The sequence below is a fragment of the Wolbachia endosymbiont (group A) of Longitarsus flavicornis genome (assembly GCF_963931955.1).
Taxonomy (GTDB): Bacteria; Pseudomonadota; Alphaproteobacteria; order Rickettsiales; family Anaplasmataceae; genus Wolbachia.
Window position 1 is genome coordinate 400,124 of sequence record NZ_OZ008337.1, and the last position, 20,468, is coordinate 420,591.

The 20,468-nt window shown below is 35.4% G+C and carries 14 protein-coding genes, 2 tRNA genes and 2 pseudogenes; 12 read left to right on the top strand and 6 right to left on the bottom strand.

Features of this window, described 5'->3' with window-relative positions:
- The first annotated feature begins 152 nt into the window (after window positions 1–152).
- The 8 genes from AABM58_RS01975 (at window position 153) to AABM58_RS02010 (ending at window position 13,262) form a co-directional block, all read left to right on the top strand.
- Window positions 153–1,160: a D-alanine--D-alanine ligase gene (locus AABM58_RS01975; RefSeq protein WP_338406879.1), complete on the top strand. Its 1,008-nt coding sequence runs from the start codon at window positions 153–155 to the stop codon at window positions 1,158–1,160.
- The gene (locus tag AABM58_RS01980; protein ID WP_338406161.1) at window positions 1,141–1,899 is read left to right on the top strand and encodes a cell division protein FtsQ/DivIB; all 759 of its coding nucleotides are present in this window, start codon (window positions 1,141–1,143) and stop codon (window positions 1,897–1,899) included. The genes AABM58_RS01975 and AABM58_RS01980 overlap by 20 nt, the downstream gene beginning before the upstream one ends.
- A gap of 191 nt (window positions 1,900–2,090) precedes the next feature.
- Window positions 2,091–4,886, top strand: coding sequence for an excinuclease ABC subunit UvrA (uvrA, locus tag AABM58_RS01985; RefSeq protein WP_338406162.1), 2,796 nt, complete (start codon window positions 2,091–2,093; stop codon window positions 4,884–4,886).
- Between the two features lie 54 nt (window positions 4,887–4,940).
- Window positions 4,941–5,582 (top strand): hypothetical protein, encoded by a 642-nt coding sequence (locus AABM58_RS01990; RefSeq protein ID WP_338406163.1) that lies wholly within the window; start codon window positions 4,941–4,943, stop codon window positions 5,580–5,582.
- Window positions 5,583–5,854: 272 nt separating this feature from the next.
- Window positions 5,855–7,171 (top strand): tRNA (N6-isopentenyl adenosine(37)-C2)-methylthiotransferase MiaB, encoded by a 1,317-nt coding sequence (gene miaB / locus AABM58_RS01995; RefSeq protein ID WP_338406164.1) that lies wholly within the window; start codon window positions 5,855–5,857, stop codon window positions 7,169–7,171.
- Between the two features lie 466 nt (window positions 7,172–7,637).
- Window positions 7,638–11,006 carry an isoleucine--tRNA ligase gene (gene ileS, locus AABM58_RS02000; protein ID WP_338406165.1) on the top strand — a complete coding sequence of 1,123 codons (3,369 nt, stop codon included), beginning with the start codon at window positions 7,638–7,640 and terminating at the stop codon, window positions 11,004–11,006.
- 54 nt (window positions 11,007–11,060) lie between these two features.
- Window positions 11,061–11,186, top strand: coding sequence for a hypothetical protein (locus AABM58_RS02005; protein WP_338406166.1), 126 nt, complete (start codon window positions 11,061–11,063; stop codon window positions 11,184–11,186).
- A 234-nt stretch (window positions 11,187–11,420) separates the two neighbouring features.
- The gene (locus tag AABM58_RS02010) at window positions 11,421–13,262 is read left to right on the top strand and encodes a hypothetical protein (RefSeq protein ID WP_410529771.1); all 1,842 of its coding nucleotides are present in this window, start codon (window positions 11,421–11,423) and stop codon (window positions 13,260–13,262) included.
- On the opposite strand, the pseudogene AABM58_RS02015 reads toward AABM58_RS02010, so the two are convergent.
- From AABM58_RS02015 to AABM58_RS02035, 5 genes and pseudogenes are all read right to left on the bottom strand, one after another.
- Window positions 13,219–14,045: pseudogene (locus tag AABM58_RS02015) on the bottom strand (IS5 family transposase). The gene AABM58_RS02010 and the pseudogene AABM58_RS02015 overlap by 44 nt on opposite strands.
- Before the next feature lie 283 nt (window positions 14,046–14,328).
- Window positions 14,329–14,985: a CADD family putative folate metabolism protein gene (locus AABM58_RS02020; RefSeq protein ID WP_338406167.1), complete on the bottom strand. Its 657-nt coding sequence runs from the start codon at window positions 14,983–14,985 to the stop codon at window positions 14,329–14,331.
- A 78-nt stretch (window positions 14,986–15,063) separates the two neighbouring features.
- Window positions 15,064–15,140 (bottom strand) — tRNA-Ile (locus tag AABM58_RS02025).
- Between the two features lie 42 nt (window positions 15,141–15,182).
- Window positions 15,183–15,506 carry a thioredoxin gene (gene trxA, locus AABM58_RS02030; protein ID WP_338406168.1) on the bottom strand — a complete coding sequence of 108 codons (324 nt, stop codon included), beginning with the start codon at window positions 15,504–15,506 and terminating at the stop codon, window positions 15,183–15,185.
- Window positions 15,507–15,630: 124 nt separating this feature from the next.
- Window positions 15,631–16,251: a ribonuclease D gene (locus tag AABM58_RS02035; RefSeq protein ID WP_338406169.1), complete on the bottom strand. Its 621-nt coding sequence runs from the start codon at window positions 16,249–16,251 to the stop codon at window positions 15,631–15,633.
- A gap of 173 nt (window positions 16,252–16,424) precedes the next feature.
- On the opposite strand from AABM58_RS02035, the gene AABM58_RS02040 reads away from it, so the two are divergent.
- Both AABM58_RS02040 and AABM58_RS02045 read left to right on the top strand, forming a co-directional pair.
- Window positions 16,425–16,497 (top strand) — tRNA-Gly (locus AABM58_RS02040).
- A gap of 513 nt (window positions 16,498–17,010) precedes the next feature.
- Window positions 17,011–17,187 (top strand): hypothetical protein, encoded by a 177-nt coding sequence (locus AABM58_RS02045; protein ID WP_338406170.1) that lies wholly within the window; start codon window positions 17,011–17,013, stop codon window positions 17,185–17,187.
- Window positions 17,188–17,462: 275 nt separating this feature from the next.
- Here the strand turns inward: AABM58_RS02045 and AABM58_RS02055 are convergent.
- A pseudogene (locus tag AABM58_RS02055) lies at window positions 17,463–18,289 on the bottom strand (IS5 family transposase).
- A gap of 126 nt (window positions 18,290–18,415) precedes the next feature.
- Here AABM58_RS02055 and AABM58_RS02060 point away from each other — a divergent pair.
- A complete protein-coding gene (locus tag AABM58_RS02060) occupies window positions 18,416–19,855 on the top strand; it encodes a hypothetical protein (RefSeq protein ID WP_338406171.1) in 1,440 nt (479 codons plus the stop codon).
- A 4-nt stretch (window positions 19,856–19,859) separates the two neighbouring features.
- Window positions 19,860–20,468: a hypothetical protein gene (locus tag AABM58_RS02065; protein ID WP_338406172.1), complete on the top strand. Its 609-nt coding sequence runs from the start codon at window positions 19,860–19,862 to the stop codon at window positions 20,466–20,468.

Here is a 20,468-nt window from a genome sequence, read left to right on the forward strand (position 1 = left end):
GTGACCTTACCCATATGGTATGAATAGTTATTGCTTGGTTGGAAGCATAAGAAGATAATAGCTTCTCAGAGTGGATAGGATAGAGGATTTTTCAAAGCATTTTTTCTATTGAAGATAAGAGCATCTTTTATATGCTTATAGTAAAACATAGAATGCTTATGGTTCCAACTATAGCAATTTTGAGTGGTGGATTTTCTTGTGAAAGAGAAGTATCACTTATGAGCGGAAAAGCAGTAAAGAAGGCGCTTGATAGCCTTTCATATAATGCAATAGAAATAGATGTTGACAGCAACGTTGCTGAAAAGCTTAGAAAAATTAATCCGGGCCTTGCTTTTATAGCTCTGCATGGACCTTATGGTGAAGATGGCTGCATTCAAGGTTTATTGGAAATCTTAGGTATAAAATATACACACTCAGGAGTTATGGCTTCGGCTGTTGCTATGAACAAGGCAATGTCAAAACATATATTCCGGTCCCTTAGTATTGATACTCCAAAAGGTTATGTAATTAGCCGAGAAGATGTACTAAAAAATAATATTAAAATCGATTATCCGTACGTTTTAAAACCAATTAACGAAGGTTCTAGCATCGGAGTGCACATAATTTTCTCGCATGAGGATTATTTAAAACTAAAAAACATGCTTCCAGCACGTGACCAGGCAGTGTCTGGCTACTTGGATGACAAGGAAGGAGCTACTTGGATGACAAGAGACTTGATGATCATAGAAGAATACGTTCCAGGTGTAGAATTACACACTGCTGTACTACTGAGTGAAGCAATCGGTACTATAGAAATAAGACCAAAAAATAAATTCTATGATTATGAAGCAAAGTATAAAGATGGATTTGCAGCACATATATTTCCTGCTGAAGTTCCTGACAACATATATAAAATGACCTTGGAACACGCACTGAAAGTTCATCAATTTTTAGGATGCAAAACTATTTCCCGCTCAGATTTTCGTTATAATCCCCAAAATAACACTTTAAAAATGCTTGAGATTAATACACATCCTGGCTTTACTGAGTTATCGTTAGTGCCAGAAATTGCAAAATCGACAAAAGGAATTGATTTTAATGAATTAGTTAAAATTATTGTTGAAGACAGTTTACAGCACAAGAGTATTAGAGATCAAGCAGATGTTGAACAATGTTACTAGAAGCCAAAGGCGTTTTTTGCGCAAGTGCGCTTTCGTTATTATAACTGCGCTTTTTTTTACATTAGTACTTTATAGTTCACTCGATAAAATAATAAATCGATTTAATTGCTACTTTGCTTGGTATAATGACTGCCTATCCAGCTTATTACTCAGTAGTGGATTTTCAATCGATGAAGTAGTCGTGAGCGGCAACAAATTTGCAAACGAAAAGGACATTCTAAGTTTGGTAGATAGAACGCAACCTATCATGTATATATCACTCTCAAAACTTATAGATAGTATACAATCTGTAAGCAGATGGATAAAATACGTAAGAGTTCACAGAATTTTGCCCAATACTCTACACATTAATATAGATGAGCATAAACCGTTTGCTCTCTGGAAAGATAATAACAAAACTTCGGTAATTGATTTCGAAGGTAAAGTGATCGTAGATGACTATTTAATAGATGATCTTGTTGTAATTACAGGACAAAACTCGTTATCAAACCTAGAATTTGTTAAAGATGTGTTAGAGAGTAAAACTCAATTAAGTGACCACATTTCTTCCTTTGCTTATATAGGGAATAGAAGATGGAATATCATACTTGATAACGATTCCACAGTGAAACTGCCTGAAGATAACCCTTATAGTGCATGGGACTATTTAAACCACTTGCAAAATACAACTGATTTTACTTTCAGCAATTGGAGTATAATTGATATGCGTATTACTGATAAAATTTTTGTGAAGAGGTGATATCCAAGTAGCCCTTTTCCCGTCATCAAAGTAGCTGACACACAACTGTACATCGCATAGATTTCGCCGACAAGCAATGGGATAGCAATTTATCAAAAGCTACCTCATTCTCCGTAGTAGTTAAAAAATCAGTGGAAAGTTACTGTAAGTTCATGTATTTTGAGGCTATAATGGTTAAAAATACGTGACGTATGGACGATTTTATCAGAGTTAAGGGCGCAAGAGAACATAATCTGCAAGGTGTAGACGTCAATATACCGAAAAATAAGCTGGTTGTTATAACTGGGCTTAGTGGTTCTGGCAAGTCTAGCCTTGCTTTTGATACAATTTATGCGGAAGGCCAACGCCGGTACGTCGAAAGCCTATCAGCTTACGCACGTCAATTTCTCAACATTCAGGATAAACCAGATGTTGAGTCGATTACAGGTCTTTCTCCTGCAATATCTATCAACCAAAAATCTATCTCAAAAAATCCAAGGTCAACCGTTGGAACTGTTACCGAAATTTACGATTACTTGCGCTTAGTGTATGCACGAATAGGAGTTCCTTATTCACCCGCAACTCAATTACCAATAACAAAACAAACTGTATCTCAAATTGTAGATATTATAATTGCGTTACCTTTAGAAACTAAAATATATATACTTGCCCCTGTTGTGCGTGGTAGAAAGGGAGAACATCTCAAAGAGATATTGGAAATTAAAAGACAAGGTTACGTAAGGTTCAAAATAGATGGTGAAGTGTACAATGTAGATGACTTGCCTAAACTCGATAAGAACAAGAAACACGACGTTTTTGTGGTTGCAGATAGAATATCAATATTGGGCGATATAGGAAATCGACTGCCAAGTAGTATAGAATCCGCACTAAAACTTGGTCATGGTCTAATGTATGTAGAAGTAGTGAACCTACCTGACAACCATAATTCTGAGTATAACAATGGTCAAATTCTGGCTTTTTCAGAGAATTTTGCATGCCCCGAGTCTGGTTTCACTCTTGAGGAAATAGAACCAAGATTATTTTCTTTTAACAGCCCTTACGGTGCATGTGGTTCGTGTAATGGGCTTGGTAAAAAGCTGGCTATTGATGTAAAGCTGATAGTGCCAGATGAAACTCTTTCAATATCTGAAGGCGCTTTAAAGCCAGTGGGATCAATGTTCCGTCAAGTGCACACAGGTTATGGATTTCTAAAAAGTGCAATTCTATCACTAGCTGAAAACTACAAATTTAGCCTTGATGTTCCGTGGAAGAACATAGATCAAAAAGTAAAAGATATGATACTCTTTGGCTCTGATAAATTTCAAGGTTTGGTCAGTATCTTAGAAAACCAGATGGATTATGATGAAACGCTTGTTGAGCGATATTGCTCTGTTACTCACTGCAGAGAATGCACTGGCTATAGATTGAGAAAAGAAGCGCTTACAGTAAAAATTGATAGCAAACATATAGGTGAAATATCAGGGCTCAGCATCGATGAATCCCTTAAATGGTTTGAAAATTTGCCAGACAAGCTCACAGAACAACAGAAGCAAATCTCAAATAAAATACTAAGTGAAATAATCAAGAGGCTAACATTTTTAAAGAATGTAGGGTTGAATTACCTAACGCTTGATCGAGAATCTAGCACTCTCTCTGGCGGCGAGAGTCAGAGGATCAGACTTGCTTCGCAAATTGGCTCAGGATTAACGGGGGTTTTATATGTTCTTGATGAACCCTCGATTGGCCTTCATCAATGTGATAATGATCGGTTAATTGCCACACTAAAAAACTTAAGAGACATGGGTAACACTGTAATCGTTGTTGAGCATGATGAAGATACAATAATGGCTGCTGATTATGCGATTGATATTGGTCCTGGAGCTGGCGTAAATGGTGGAAAAGTTGTTGCAGAAGGAACACCAGACCAGGTGCAAAGAAATTCAGGGAGCATAACAGGGCAATATTTGAGTGGAGAGAAAAAAATTTTAATTCCAAGGAGAAGAAAGCAAGCAACTCAGTTCATAAAAGTAATAAATGCATGTGAAAATAACTTAAAAAATGTAAACGTTAAATTTCCTATAGGGAATCTTATTTGTGTTACTGGAATATCAGGAGGAGGAAAATCAAGTTTAGTCATAGAAACGTTATATAAATATTCAGCACATAAGATACATCATTCGTCTGCAAGGTATGGCCAATGCGATAAGATAGAAGGTCTTGAATACGTAGATAAAATTATAGAAGTTGATCAGTCGCCAATTGGTAGAACTCCAGCGTCAAATCCAGCAACATATGTTGGTATGTTCACTCATATAAGAAATTGGTTTGCTGGTCTTCCAGAGTCAAAAGCAAGGGGATATAATATAGGCCGGTTTTCATTTAATACCAGAGGGGGAAGGTGTGAGGCTTGTAAAGGTGATGGGCACTTAAAGATAGAGATGCATTTTCTACCGGACGTTTATGTGAAGTGTGAGCAATGTAAAGGGCGAAGGTATAATCGGGAAACATTGGAAGTTACTTATAAAGAAAAATCAATCTCTGATGTGCTTGATATGACGATAGATCAGGCTTGTGATTTTTTTGAAAACCTTCCAATGGTAAAAGAAAAGTTGGTTTCTTTGCAGGAAGTAGGGCTTGGCTATATAAAACTCGGACAGTCGTCAACAACGTTGTCTGGGGGTGAAGCACAACGAATAAAGCTGTCCAAAGAGCTATCAAAACGATTTACCGGAAGAACATTGTATATTCTTGATGAGCCAACAACTGGATTACACTTTGAAGATATAAATAACTTACTAAAAATACTCCATAGATTAGTCAATCTGGGAAACACTGTTATAGTTATCGAGCACAATTTGCACGTTATAAAAACTGCAGATTATATAATAGACATCGGACCAGAGGGCGGAATAAAAGGCGGAGAAGTGATTGCTACTGGAACTCCAGAAGAAGTGGTAAAAATTCCAGAAAGTGTTACAGGCAGGTATCTTAAAACATATTTATTATAAACTATTTCTTAATCATTATTGACTATGTTGCATATTTATGATTTGGAGAGGGTAATGTCAGTATATCGATACTTTAAAAGGTACGTTGAATATGGAGTTGTACCTGCTAAGAGAGCAGAAGATTGCACACTAGTTCCAGAAAGTAGTTTCTATAAGTCTGTACATTATGTTGATAATATATTAGGACCTGTAAAAGATGTAATTTGTGGAGTTGAGAGTAAAGACGATTATAATGATCGATACAAAAAAGGTCGAGAGTATATGGGTTACAGAGCAGAGAAAGTGTATTCATTGTGTGCACTGAGTTCTATTTTAGCAGCTAGCATAATATTGCAACCTTTATTTTTGATGGTGGCATATTTGTCATACTTTCCAACCAAGTTATTGTCAAAAATAACAGGGGACTATTGTTTAAAAGCAAGTACAAAGTCATTAGTTGATCATTCAAATGCATTTTTAAGTGCTGGGCAAGATTGTGCTAGTGCAGTAGCTAGAGTATTTAATAAGATTGTAAGTTATGCTTGCGCTGCTATCATTTGGGCTGCCGCGTTAATTATAACGCCACTTGTATGGGCTTGTGATAAAGTGCAAAGTAAGTTGAGTGAAATACAGGAACCAGAAAAATATCAGCGTTTATCTCATTGGAGTGATTCGGAAACTACTTTAGTCAATGGTATACCACAAACTGAGTTATAAGTTCTGCTTTTATATAGCTAAAGTAACTTAGGTTTACCGACGATTTGATAAACGACAACCGTCATCCCGCTGCTTGTTAGCGGGATCTATGTTAAGAGATACCGCGGCGGTATGACGTAGAACTGCTGTCATTCCAGTGCTTGACATTGGGATCTAGTTTTTCGTATAATTTTGTCAAAATCTATTGTGCTAGCAAGTTCACTAGCGTCACGCGCTGGTCTGTTAGACATTTACATGTAGGGTGAAGAAATTTTGAAAAAGACATACCAAATATGAAAGGCCTATATATTAAAACTTACGGCTGTCAGATGAACGTTTATGATTCCGTTTTAATGGAAAATATGGTAAAACCTCTAGGGTTCAACGTTGTTAGTGATGCAGGAAAAGCTGATTTGGTGATACTGAACACTTGTCACATTAGAGAGAAGGCAGCAGAAAAGCTTTACTCAGAGCTTGGGAAGATTCATTCGTTACGAAAAGAAATGACTATAGTGGTGGCTGGATGTGTAGCGCAAGCAGAGGGAGAAGAAGTGTTCAGAAGAGCCCCATTTGTGGATATTGTTGTTGGTCCGCAAAGCATTGCCGCTTTACCAGAACTGATAGTCAAAGCAAGCAGAAGTAAAGGTCATGTAATAAATACTGATTTTCCGGAAGTTGCAAAGTTTGATAAATTGCCAGATGAATGTTACGGCAATAGCCAAGGGTCTTCTGCGTTTCTTTCCATACAAGAAGGTTGTGATAAATTTTGTACGTTTTGTGTGGTGCCCTACACTCGCGGAGCTGAATATTCACGACCAGTAAATGAAATATTCCGCGAAGCATTGAAATTAGTTGCAAACGGAGCAAAGGAAATCAATTTGCTTGGTCAGAACGTCAATGCTTACCATGGGGAATGCGAAAGGGAAGTGTGGGATTTAGGAAAATTAATTAGTCATATTGCTAAAATTGAAAAGCTAGAGAGGATTCGTTATACAACTTCTCATCCAAGAGATATGCACGAATCTCTCTACTTGGCACATGTGGAAGAACCAAAACTCATGCCGTTTGTTCACCTGCCTGTGCAGTCAGGTTCGAATAAAATATTGCACGCGATGAACAGAAAGCACACTGCAGAGGAGTATTTGGAAATAATAGACAGATTTCGCAAATTGAAACCTGAAATCGAATTTTCTTCTGATTTTATCGTTGGTTTTCCTGGAGAAACCGAAAAAGACTTTGAAGAAACTATGAAATTAGTAGAAAAAGTAAAATACGCTCAGGCTTATAGTTTTAAATACAGCCCAAGACCAGGCACACCGGGAGCGGAAAGAAAAGATCAAGTACCAGAAGAGGTTAAAACAGAGCGCCTTCTTCGTTTACAGAAATTAATTAGTGAACAGCAACTTGAGTTTAACCAGAGTATGGTAGGCAAAACTATACCTGTTCTATTTAGCGATAAAAAAGGTAAACACCAAAACCAAATTATTGGTAAAAGCCCATATATGCAATCAGTGTGCATTGATGATCCTGAAGGGAAGTATAGAGATAAAATAGTAAATGTGAAGGTATTGGAAGCTCGGCAGAATAGTTTATTAGGATGTGGGCTTTAAAAATAGACTTGTTGGGCATCTATCACAACTGTACGAACATTGTAATATGGTACAATGTTACAACGATGTCATTCCAGTGCTTGACACTGGAATCCAGAAAAGTTTGCTTGTGAGCAAGCAAACCAGCATGGAAAGTAGCTGATCTTATACTAAATGAATGTTTTTGATGAGGTTGCATAGAAGCTGGATCCCAGTGTCTGAGCACTGGGATGACAAAAAAAGGAGCACTGGAATGACACCGTCATAAGGGAACCAGTGTCAGCTACTTGAATGACACCATATGGGTGCGATCTTTCTACACTCCCTCTTTTGTCATCCCAGTGCCTTGACTACTTGGATTCAGAACATACTAAATTATAAAAATTTATCATTTAGTATGAAGAATACTATATAGGAGTAAATGTGTTTCTTTTTGAATTTGTAATTTTTCAGAAAGCCCTATATTCTTTAGTTTTACATAGCGAACATGAAGTCAAAGCATTATCCTGATACAGTAAGTAGTCCTGATTTTTCGTCGTTAGAAAAAGAAATCATAAAATTTTGGCAGGAAAATAAAGTTTTTGAGCGGTCAGTTGGAGAACGTTCCAAGGATAATTGTTTTGTGTTTTATGATGGGCCTCCGTTTGCAAATGGACTTCCGCATTATGGACATTTACTCACTGGTTTCATCAAAGACGCATTTGCAAGATATCAAACTATGCTTCAAAAAAGGGTTGAACGTAGATTTGGTTGGGATTGCCATGGATTACCGGCTGAGATGGGAGCAGAAAAGGAACTTGGAATATCTGGTAGAACTGAGATAGAAAAATTCGGCATTGAAAAATTCAATAACCATTGTCGTACTTCTGTAATGAGATTTTCATCAGAGTGGGAAAAATATGTCAATAGGCAGGCAAGGTGGGTGGATTTTCATAATGACTATAAAACCATGGATAAATCATTTATGGAGTCGGTCATGTGGGCATTTAAACAGCTTTATGATAAGGGTCTAGTGTATGAATCAGTACGCGTTGTTCCATATAGCTGGGCGTGCGAAACTCCATTATCCAATTTTGAAACAAGGCTTGATAACGCGTATAGAGAAAAGACTAGCAAAGCTGTAACTGTTGCATTTGAGCTTTTAGAAAACCCACAGCAATTTAAAAATATTGAACAAAAGTGCAAATTACTTGCTTGGACTACAACCCCATGGACGTTGCCGAGCAATTTAGCTTTGGCGATAGGAAAGGACATCAAGTATTGTGCAGTGTCAGTCCACTCTTTGGCAGCGCGTGACGCTGGAATCCAGGAAGGTAATAAATGTTTGCATGCTGAAGTGACATCAAATCAACCTAATGAAATATATATCTTTGCTGAAAGTTACCTAGAGAAATTTGTCAGCCACTGTGAACAAAGCAATATTCCATATGAAAACTGCAATATAAAACTTAAAGCGAATGATCTTGTAGATCTTTCCTATAAGCCGCTGTTTGATTACTTTAAAGATACAAAGAATGCATTCCGTGTTTTTGTTGCTGATTATGTTACAGGAGAAGATGGTACTGGCGTTGTACACACTGCTCCTGGATTTGGTGAGGAAGATTTTTACCTTTGCCAAAGCCATGATATTCCAGTTATTTGTCCAATTGATAACAGTGGAAAATTTACTGCTGAAGTTTCAGATTTGGCAGGGGTTCATGTTTTTGATGCCAGTGATACAGTAATAAAAAAATTGAAAGGGCAGGGGAGTTGGTTTAAGACTGAGCAATATATTCACAATTATCCACACTGCTGGAGAACTGACACTCCTTTGATCTATCGCACTATGCCTTCTTGGTATGTTGCCGTTACAAAATTCAAAAGCAGAATGGTAGAGCTAAATAAGAGAGTTAATTGGATACCAAACCACATTAGAGATGGTCAATTTGGAAAATGGCTTGAAGGGGCACACGATTGGTCAATTTCACGCAATCGATTCTGGGGTACGCCAATCCCTGTATGGAAATCAGATGATACAAAATATCCAAGGGTAGATGTATATGGTTCAATAGAAGAACTGGAGAGAGATTTTAATGTTAAAATAGACGACTTGCACAGACCATTTATCGATACTTTAACAAGACCAAATCCTGATGACCCAACAGGAAAATCGATTATGCGTCGTGTGCCTGACGTATTTGACTGTTGGTTTGAATCTGGCTCGATGCCATTTGCGCAAGTCCACTATCCATTTGAAAATAAGGAATGGTTTGAGAATAACTTTCCTGCGGATTTTATTACCGAGTACATAGCACAAACCAGAGGTTGGTTCTATACACTTTTTGTATTGTCTACTGCTTTGTTTGACAGTGAACCGTTTAAGAATTGCATATGCCATGGTGTTGTTTTGGATGTAAAAGGGCAAAAATTGTCCAAACGTTTGAATAACTATGCAGATCCAATGGAGGTTTTTGATAGATACGGTTCTGATGCACTGCGTTTTCTTATGCTTTCTGGATCTGTTGTTTGTGGTGGTAATTTGCTGCTTGATAAAGAAGGAAACTCAATACGAGATGTTCTGAAAAACGTAATAAAACCTATTTGGAACAGTTATCACTTTTTTACTATGTATGCAAATGCAGATGGAATTAAAGCTGAAGTTTGTAAGGATTATCAGAGTACTATTGATCGCTACACGATTTCCAAATGTTTTGAAGCTGTAGAAAGTATCCAAGCTTCTATGAACAGCTATAACTCCCAAGAGGCTTGCAAAATTTTAATGAACTTTTTTGAAGTGCTAAATAATTGGTATATTCGTCGCAGTCGCGAGCGTTTTTGGAAAAGTGATTTGGATCAGGATAAAACTGATGCTTATAATGTTCTATATACGGTTTTTTATTACATACTAAGAGCTGCAGCTCCTTTGTTGCCACTTATAACAGAGAATATATGGCAAGGGCTTAAGTATGAAGAAACATCTGTTCATTTGGCTAATTTTCCACAATTAGAGAAGTTTGATAGTCAGCTCATTGCCAAGATGGATTTAGTGAGAGAGATATGCAACTCTTCGCTCTCTATTAGAAACACTTTTAACATACGTATCAGACAACCACTTAGTAGTATGACGATTTATCATCAGTCTTCCTGTGGTTTTCTTGACGATACACAACCCTCTGTCATTCCAGAGCTCCCTTCTGTCATCCCAGAACTCTCTCCTGTCATCCAAGTAGCTGACACTGGGATCCAGAAAGAAAAAAGTGCTGGAATGACACCAAGTATGAATGAATATCAAGAGATGATAAAAGACGAGGTAAATGTAAAAGAATTAGAAATAGTAGGTGAGTTGAAAGAAGTTGCATCACTAGAACTGAAACTAAATTTTCCTATGCTTGGAAAAAGAATTCCGGAGAAGATCAAGAAATTAGTACAGTACGTCAAAGAGGGGAAATGGAGGCAAATTGAGGATGAGAAAATATTTTTAGGGAATGAATCAGAAAACTACATCATAGAAAAAGGCGAGTATGAACTATTGTTAAAAGCAAATAGTGAATTTTCCTCTGTATTTGATAACAACAAAGGGGTTGTTATTCTAAACACCGCTTTAAATGATGAATTAATTCTAGAGGGACTTGCAAGAGATGTCGTGAGGCTCATTCAGGAAACCAGAAAACAAGCTGACTTTCATATATCAGATAGAATTAAAGTAATAATCAAAACAGAAGATGAGAAAATCAAGGAAGCAATAAATACGTGGAGTGAATACATAAAAGAGCAGACCCTTGCCTTATCTTTGGACATTAATACAGAAATTGGAACTAACTTTTATTCTAAGGAATATCAGGATTTAAGTGTTGGTATTAAGTTAGATTGTCAGTAGTTGAAAATCGTCAGTGTTTGTGCTATACTTAAAGTACTTGGATAAGGTTATGGTATGAACGCTGTTGCAGATGATTATGAAGAAGTTGTTAACAATAGTGGTGATTTAGGTAAAGTAGAATCTACTTCCAATGTTACTTTGGAAGAGGAAGAAGAGTTTTTTGATGCTTTAGAGGAATAAGATTGGTCAACTAATATTAATATTCTGCGAGAATCTGCTCGCATTCCGAAAGAACAAGAAGAATTTTTTGATAGTGTAGCTGCTGGTTTTGACGTTCCACTCAGTATATTTCATTATAAAGATTATAACTCTGATTTTTTTACTTCTTGGTATAATATATCAAGTAGGATATTTAAAGAGATAAACCAAGCTTGTCCGGAAAAACAAGCGTTGAATTTAGCACTATCGGTTTTAATGTTTCCTTATATAGTTTTCACTGCGTTAGGATTAGCCGTATATAATAAATTAAAAACAAATGATAAGACACAAATCAGCTCAGAGGAAAATAAAACAAAAAAAGTAAGTGAAAGTACAACAAAAAGATTAGCATATGGTGTTCTTGCTTCAATCGCGGTTCTTGTTAGTATACCTATACTTCTACTCTTGCTTATTCCTGCAACACCTGCCTTAGCTACTTTTTATCTTTTAAATAGAGAGTTATCTCATTCTTTGGTTGCTGCTATTAAAATAAGTAATGGGTTATATAAGAATGAACACCAGGATATCGAAGTATCTTTTCATGAAATAGGTGCTGATGAGTTAGACATTAAGTGGGACATGGAAGTTAAGTTTCCACCGCAATTTGAACAACTACTTAAGGATTTATACAAAAATAAAGATGGTAGTTGGGTTGATATTAGACAGGATTCAGAACACAATACCATACTGAAATTGTCAGCTAATATCCACTTAAAAAATGGTCTTAAGCCTTTACGTAGTGAGATTAGGAATGTGCTTGCAACTTCGATTCAAGAATTTGCAAAGACTATGGAAGAGCTGATGAAGCTAGAAAAGAAAGAGATTACATACGATAAGCTGAAGGAATTGTTGAACGAATTCAGGCTGAAAGTGGTAGATAGTATAGGTTCTAAATTGACAAGTCACTTAATATACAACGCCTATCAAGTTGCCTTTATACAAGTAATTAAATTTGCACAGGAAAGAAGAAAAGATGGTTTTTCATTAGAGGAAAGACTGAAAGAAGTATTAGTGAAACAAGAGTTGGAGAACCAAGGTAAGGAATTGCCAAGTGAAAAAGAAATTATAATAAAAGATTTGAAAAGCGTGGGAATAAAAGTACGAGAAAACTCAAAGGATGATGAATTTTCTGTATATGAAGCAGACAGGAAACAGCTTATAGAGGAAGGCAAAATAGCTAAAAGGAAAATAATTGATATTTATAATGGTGTATATCATAAAGAAACAACAGAAGCTTTACGTAAAGCTGAAGAGATGATAAAAGAGTTAAAAGGAATGGGAGAAGAAAGGTATGGAAAGATACGTGAAGAATTAAAAGAGATATACGAAAATAGAAAGAATAGTAACCTGAAAGATGGTGCCTTAAAAAGGAAGTTAGAAGACCTTTTTAAATTTGAATATGACGATCAAGAGGTTGAGCACAGGCTAATAGAATCAAGAATAAGAACTATTCAAACTCTATTAAGTAAATCAGATAACAAAATAAAGCAATCTTTAGTGGAAGATCTTAGTGAATTAAATGAAATAAAGACTTCAGATAAAATAAATGACTTTATAGAAAAGATGTATTTAGGAATAAAAAAATATAAAGTACAAAGGTTGCTTAAAGGACAAAAAGAGGGTGTTTTAGATTTATGTGGGACATTAAAAAGATATGATGAATCAGATCTAGCAGAGATAATTGAAGCTTTTCGCGTGCAAGATGAAGGACATTTAGAAGAATCCACATTAGCACAAACACTCAAAGATCAAAATGAGCGTTTACAAGCTAAACAAAATGACAGGGAAAGAGGGCATCCAATTACAAAGTCAATAGAAGTGCTTCTAGAAAGGAATGAAGCAATTCTAGAAGCGTTAGAACAATTAGAATTAGAAAAAAAGGGATTATTGATAAATGAAGAAACAAAAAATAATTATAGAGAAGAGCTGGAATCTCGTGAAAAAATAAAATTTGCAATAATAGAAGATAAGTTGTTGGAGGTGCTCAAGAAAGAAAATAGACTTCTTTCAAAATTCATGTATGGAGCTCAAAATTGTGAATTGCAGCAATCAAATTAAACCTTAAACCAAAACGTTTTCGTCGGTTTCTATACCTGTCCGAGATGATTTTAAACCTTTTCAATAAGCCAATTACGTTTTCAACAATTGCCCTTTGGCTCATAAGTGCCCTGTTCTCTTTTTTTTGTTCTTTGCTTAACGGATTCTTTTTCATTTTCCTGTGCGGTAATACAACATTTTTGTGTATCTTCTGCATTCCCCTGTAGCCGGCATCAGCTAAGATTTTGGTGTCCGGTAATATTGCTACCTTTGATTCTCTAAACATCCGAAAATCGTGTTTTCTACCATTCGAGAAAGATGTGCATATGACTTTTTTACTCTTCTTCTCTGTTACTATTTGTGTTTTTATAGTATGCCTTTTTTTCTTTCCAGAGTAGAAGGGCTTTTGCTTTTTTTTGGTCTCTCTACTGGCGTTTCAGTTCCGTCTATTACTAAAACTTCATATTCTACATCACTCTTTAATAGCTCTTTTTTTCCTGGTAATGCAAAATCTGGATGTTTTATTAATATGTCTTCTACCTATCTTATTATTTTAAAACTGTTACTTTCACTCATGCCATAGCTTTGCCCAATATGAAAATATGTACGATATTCTCTTATATATTCCAGTGCCATAAGTAGCCTGTCTTCTATGCAAAGTTTACTTTTTCTTCCACTTCTAGCTTTTTTTCTTTTATCCTCCACTTCTAGAATTTCTACCATTCACTCAAATGTTGCTTTTTTTACCCCTGTTAAACGTCGAAACTTTTCTCCTTCTAACTTTTCTATTTCCTTATATTTCATGCTTTCAAATACTTCATCTTACACTCCCTCTAACAATTTTGAAAGAAGTCTATTGAATATTTTGTACTATCTCTAGATAGCAGACAGTATCTTCAAGCCGGTCAGTCATAAGCCCTAAAGGAGGAGATTTAAAAATAAAATCAACATCAATACTAACTAATTGGGAATGATACTTCTCTTCTGCACTATAGCCTAAATGAACCCAAAGCCGTAAGTCAGATATAAGAAGATTACATGCAGACATTGCATCCCAACATCACTGAGTTTAAGCTACTTATAACTACTAACACACGCTAGCATTCATCATTCCATCAAGAAAACCCCACAAGAGCTTTGCTCCCTTTTGAGCACCCTGCATAACTTTATCTTGCTCTTTTTCATCTAGATCTTCAATAAGATTTGCACACTCCTCAGAATGCCATTCATCAGCATGCATATGAACCGTAAAAAATTGAAGAGAACGCTCATCACTTATTGAATAGTGTTTTTTTAAACCTTCAATTTTAGACTTAGAAACCTCTGGAGTTTGACGTTCATAAGCATAAAGTGCACCCAAACCGGAAGCAAAGTCTGATCGTACAATATCAAAGTAACCATCAACTAATTCTTGTGTCTCCTTAACCTGTGCATCTTCAAGAAGATCAGACCTTGCTACTCCCAGTCCCTCAGCAAAACGCTTCCATAATTCTGGATGATTTTCATCACCTTGTTCTTCTTCTATTAAATTACCAAGCAAAACCTGTCGCATTTTTAGATCTGGGCACAAAAAATGTATACCACTGATATAACGAGGAAACGCAGCAACGTGGTGATAATATTCTTTAGCGTAGGTTTGTAAAGCTTGCAAGCTTAAGCTTCCTGTATTCCATGATTGGTAGAATGGATGATTTAATAAATGCAGTTCATCTAACTTATTATTCAGAGATTTAGTAAACTTCATTATTTCCTCCATTATATCAACATATAGTTCATATACTATAGTTTTCTCCTTGTTACGATCATGCTAAGATCAACACAATGGTGGGATTGGTAGGACTCGAACCTACGACCAATTCGTTATGAGCGAACTGCTCTAACCGACTGAGCTACAATCCCTTTTATCAATATTTATAATACACACAAAAGCAAATTTGTCTATTAGCTTATTTCACTATCAACCCAACTTAGCAAATCATTTGTTGCACCAATTTTGCGTGCAATTTCCTTACCATCTTGAAATATAATCAAAGTAGGTATAGATTGAACCCCATACTTACTTGGCACTTCAGTTTCTCCATCTATATCGAATTTGCAGATCTTAATCTTGCCCTTTCTATCCTTAGCCAATTGTTCTATACGTGGCATTAGACTTTTACATGGCCCACACCATTCTGCCCAAAAATCTACCAGCACGAACCCTTTATAGTCAGTGACTTCAGATTTGAAATTTTGATCATTTGCCGATGTAATATCATTACTCATAAAATACCTAAATTTTTGTAAAATATAGCGCATCAATTAGCAACTAATCAACTAAATTCTTACCGCAGAGCTTGAAAAATTGCCCTAAAGTGTCTTGCACAAACAAAAAACTTCTCACAAATGGTTATATCTGATGATTAAAGATATCCACGTTTTCCCAACCCATTAAGTCTAACTCAATGCGAGTAGGAAGAAATTCAAAGCACTTTTGGGCCAATTCTTTTCTATTTTCACGTTCCAGCATTAAGTCTAGCTTTTCCTTTATCCTATGGAGATACAAAACATCAGATGCAGCATAACTTTTTTGTTTGTCTGTTAAATTTTCATTTCCCCAATCAGAAGATTGCTGCTGCTTATTTAGTTTGGTATCAAGCAGCTCTAAGCATAACTCTTTTAAGCTATGATTATCTGTGTAAGTGCGAACTAACCGTGAAGCTATTTTTGTGCAATAGCACGGAAGTGCCCAAGTTTCCAAGTAATGACGTATTATGCTTACATCAAATCGCGCGAAGTGAAATATTTTAGTTATATCTTTATCCTCTAATATTTTTCTCAAATTTGGCGCTGTATAATCGTTCTTGAGTTGAACTAAGTGAGCGTTGCCATCATTAAAAGAGAGCTGCACAAGGCATAATCTATCTCTGCTATGAAGTAGCCCCATTGCCTCGGTATCAACAGCTATAGACCTTACATCATCTGGTATTGAACTAGCTGGCAAGTCGTCTTTATATAAAAATATTCCCATAAAGCTTTGTGGAATAATTAAAAACTTATGATAATCAAAAATAAGCCTTAAGTATACGAAAAGATCATAGAAGGAACCACGCAAATTTATGGACTCTCACATTTTTCGTGTACACGGGGGTTTACAAATTGCTGTATATGCCTATAATTAAGTAAATTTAGGTTAATTTAATTGCGGGAGTAGCTCAGTTGGTAGAGCGCAACCTTGCCAAGGTTGAAGTCGAGGGTTCGAACCCCTTCTCCCGCTCTTTACTTTCAAAATCATTTCGTCAAAAATCCCTTGACAAACTCCGCCAGCCCCCTTATCATGGAACTGAAGCTATTGTATTTGCTTTCGCCAATCTGCAGATTAAAAGGTAAGGATTACTTAATGTATCGGCGTCTTATGTTTAATTTTTTGCAGTATATAGATACTGTATGTCTTTACAAAACTTCATCTACATCTAGATTTTTATCTAAATAAGCTGAACGCGCTTATAAAGCGTTACAAGACATCAAAAAATGCCAATACTCGACAGAGATAGTAAAAGACTAGCTAACTCGGGGATTCTTTGTCTTTTTTTCTGCTTGGTAAATTTCTTAAACATTTGCAGCGTAGGTTAGTTGCAATTAAAAGCAGCTGAATTTCGCTTGTCAAGCGTTTAAAACATAAAAAACGCCAATATTTTAAAGCGGATAATAACCACGGGGCTTCTTTTGCCTTTTTTTCGTTTGGTAAATTTCTTAATATTTATAGCTAACATGAAGCTAAGTGCAAACTTTGTTAAACACAACAAATGATGTCATCCCAGTGCTCCTTTTTTTGTCATCCCAGTGCCCAAACACTGGGATCCAGGAAAGTTTGCTTGTGAGCAAGCAAACTATCATAGAAAGTGGTTACAACGTTTTCAATGAGATTGCAGAAAGGCTGGATCCCAGTGTCTGGGCACTGGGATGACACCGTCTTGGATGGAAATCAGTGTCGGAGCACTGGGATGACACCCTGACAATCGTCATCCCGCTACGTGTTAGCGGCTAAGAGATACCGTGACGGTATGACGTAGGACTGCTGTCATGCCAGTGCTTGACACTGGCATCCAGTCTTTATTATGCAGCCACTTGGTTAGAATTAAGTTTTCTGGATCCCAGTGTCTGGGCACTGGGATGACACCTCTGGGCACTGCCGTCATAAAGGAACCAGTGTCAGCTACTTGAATAGACTTCTTTCAAAATTCATGTATGGAGCTCAAAATTGTGAATTGCAGCAATCAAATTAAACCTTAAACCAAAACGTTTTCGTCGGTTTCTATACCTGTCCGAGATGATTTTAAACCTTTTCAATAAGCCAATTACGTTTTCAACAATTGCCCTTTGGCTCATAAGTGCCCTGTTCTCTTTTTTTTGTTCTTTGCTTAACGGATTCTTTTTCATTTTCCTGTGCGGTAATACAACATTTTTGTGTATCTTCTGCATTCCCCTGTAGCCGGCATCAGCTAAGATTTTGGTGTCCGGTAATATTGCTACCTTTGATTCTCTAAACATCCGAAAATCGTGTTTTCTACCATTCGAGAAAGATGTGCATATGACTTTTTTACTCTTCTTCTCTGTTACTATTTGTGTTTTTATAGTATGCCTTTTTTTCTTTCCAGAGTAGAAGGGCTTTTGCTTTTTTTTGGTCTCTCTACTGGCGTTTCAGTTCCGTCTATTACTAAAACTTCATATTCTACATCACTCTTTAATAGCTCTTTTTTTCCTGGTAATGCAAAATCTGGATGTTTTATTAATATGTCTTCTACCTATCTTATTATTTTAAAACTGTTACTTTCACTCATGCCATAGCTTTGCCCAATATGAAAATATGTACGATATTCTCTTATATATTCCAGTGCCATAAGTAGCCTGTCTTCTATGCAAAGTTTACTTTTTCTTCCACTTCTAGCTTTTTTTCTTTTATCCTCCACTTCTAGAATTTCTACCATTCACTCAAATGTTGCTTTTTTTACCCCTGTTAAACGTCGAAACTTTTCTCCTTCTAACTTTTCTATTTCCTTATATTTCATGCTTTCAAATACTTCATCTTACACTCCCTCTAACAATTTTGAAAGAAGTCTAATATTTCCCTCTAACGTTTAATGAATTTCAATAAATTGCCTTTTTAATTCTAGATAAGTATATGCTTTGTTAATATGTTTAGTTCAAAATCCAAAAGTAAGTTTATGCTTTCTATTGGAGAAGAAGGCATAATGTTACTATATTTTAAAAATAACACTTTAAATAAAAGGTATTTTGTTAAGGGCAAAAACGATAAAGCAGTTTCCGACTTAATTTCATGTCTTTCATCAGATAAAAAAGCACCTTTATACCTGGTGCTTAATCATGCAGATCAAAACTACTTGCTACAGTCTATTCCAAGGGTAAATAAGATTAGCGCCTATCTATCAGCAAAAACAAAGATGGAGCATTTTACTCGCAATAACGATATAAGCTCAATTTTTTTGGTTGAGAAGCCAAACGAATTTAATCAAAACTGGTGCTATCTCCTTGTTTCATTAAAAGCAAAGCATTTAGTAGAATATTGGTTGAATGTGTTCATTGAGATAGGCTCTAACTTTAAGGGAATATTAATGTTTCCTATAGAAATAAGTAATATAACAAAAAAGATTCTACATAAAGATCCTAATAATTGGAAAATTACAGTTGCTGCAACTAAAACGGGAGGCTATAGACAAGTGGTTCTTAAAGAGAATAAAATGGTACTTACGCGTTTGATACCATTTACTAATGATAATTTACCAGGAATTATTGCGGGTGGAATATATCAGGAAGTGCAAGATACTATTCGATCCTTAACTAAGTTTGGGTTCGAAAAAAATAACCCTATCGACCTTTGCATTATAGTGTCAGAAGATATTAAAGCTAATTTATCAGTCATAAATTTTTCAGAGAATAGCGTAAGCATATTAACTCCATATGAGTTAGGCAAGCTATTGGGAGCAGAGCTAGCCATAAGTGAAAAAGATAACTTTTGCGATACCATAATTTTGTTTCACAGCTTTAAGAATAAATTAGCAGCTATTTTTAATACAAAAGAAACTAAAGAATTTTATCTATTCAATTACCTTTATTTAAACTCTCCTCGAACTTTTCTATACTTTGCTTTGGTTTTAGTTGTAATTAATGCACTTTGTTTGCTAAATTTGTATTCAAACTTCAATGTCGCTGATAATTTATCCGCAAAGCAGAGCACCTTAAATAACCAACTAATAAAACTTAGCCAAAGCTATAATGTAAAAAAAATAGATGAAATTTATGATTTTATTAATATCAATAATATTTTATCAAAAATAGAATATTCTCCTCTTACACAAGTTAAGTATGTAGAAAAGTTAAAAGTACCAGGCATAGAGCTTCAATCATTTGAATGGAATTATAATGAGGCAAAAAATTATATTACCACAACTTTAAGGTTTAATTTTCAATCCGGTAAAAATATTTCTTATCAATACGAAAAACTACAAAAAAATTTAAACGATAATTTCCGTACCCACGACATCAGTATTTCTAACTTACCTGCTGCTAAAGGGCAAAATCTATCTATTAATGTTGAAATAGGAGAGGCTATGTAAGCTAATGACCATTTTTCAGTTAAAAAGAAGAGTTGCAACTCAGCTTATATTGTATTTGTTATTATCTGTTGGATTAATAGGGTTATTAACATATGTTGTTATCTATAATGAAAAAATTTATAATAAAAACCAAATTGAGATTGATAAAATACGTTTTATTAATTTACAGATTACTGAGATTCAAAAAAAGGAAGTCATTCTAAATAAAAATCTAGATTTATGGAAAAAAATTTCCTCTTCAAATTTACATAGTAGCAGATACATTGCAAATTTAAATTTTGAGCTTAACAGGTTATATAAAAAGTACTATATATTAGAACCTGAAATATCAATTTCTATACCTGAAGAGGTTGAGCTCCACAACAAAAGTGAACGCACAAAAGTAATAAAAAGTGAAGTGGCCCTAAATTTAAGCTCAATCAGCGATAAGCATATTTTTTTATTTTTACAGTCTATTCCAAATCTGCCTGGTTATGTTATGATCAAATCTCTTATTTTAAACAAGCAGAGAAATATTGATGCTGCAGCTATGAACCAGATTTTGAGTGGTAATATGATAGAAATAGTGAGAGCTAATATAGTCTTTGATTGGTATACTATATTAAGTAGATAA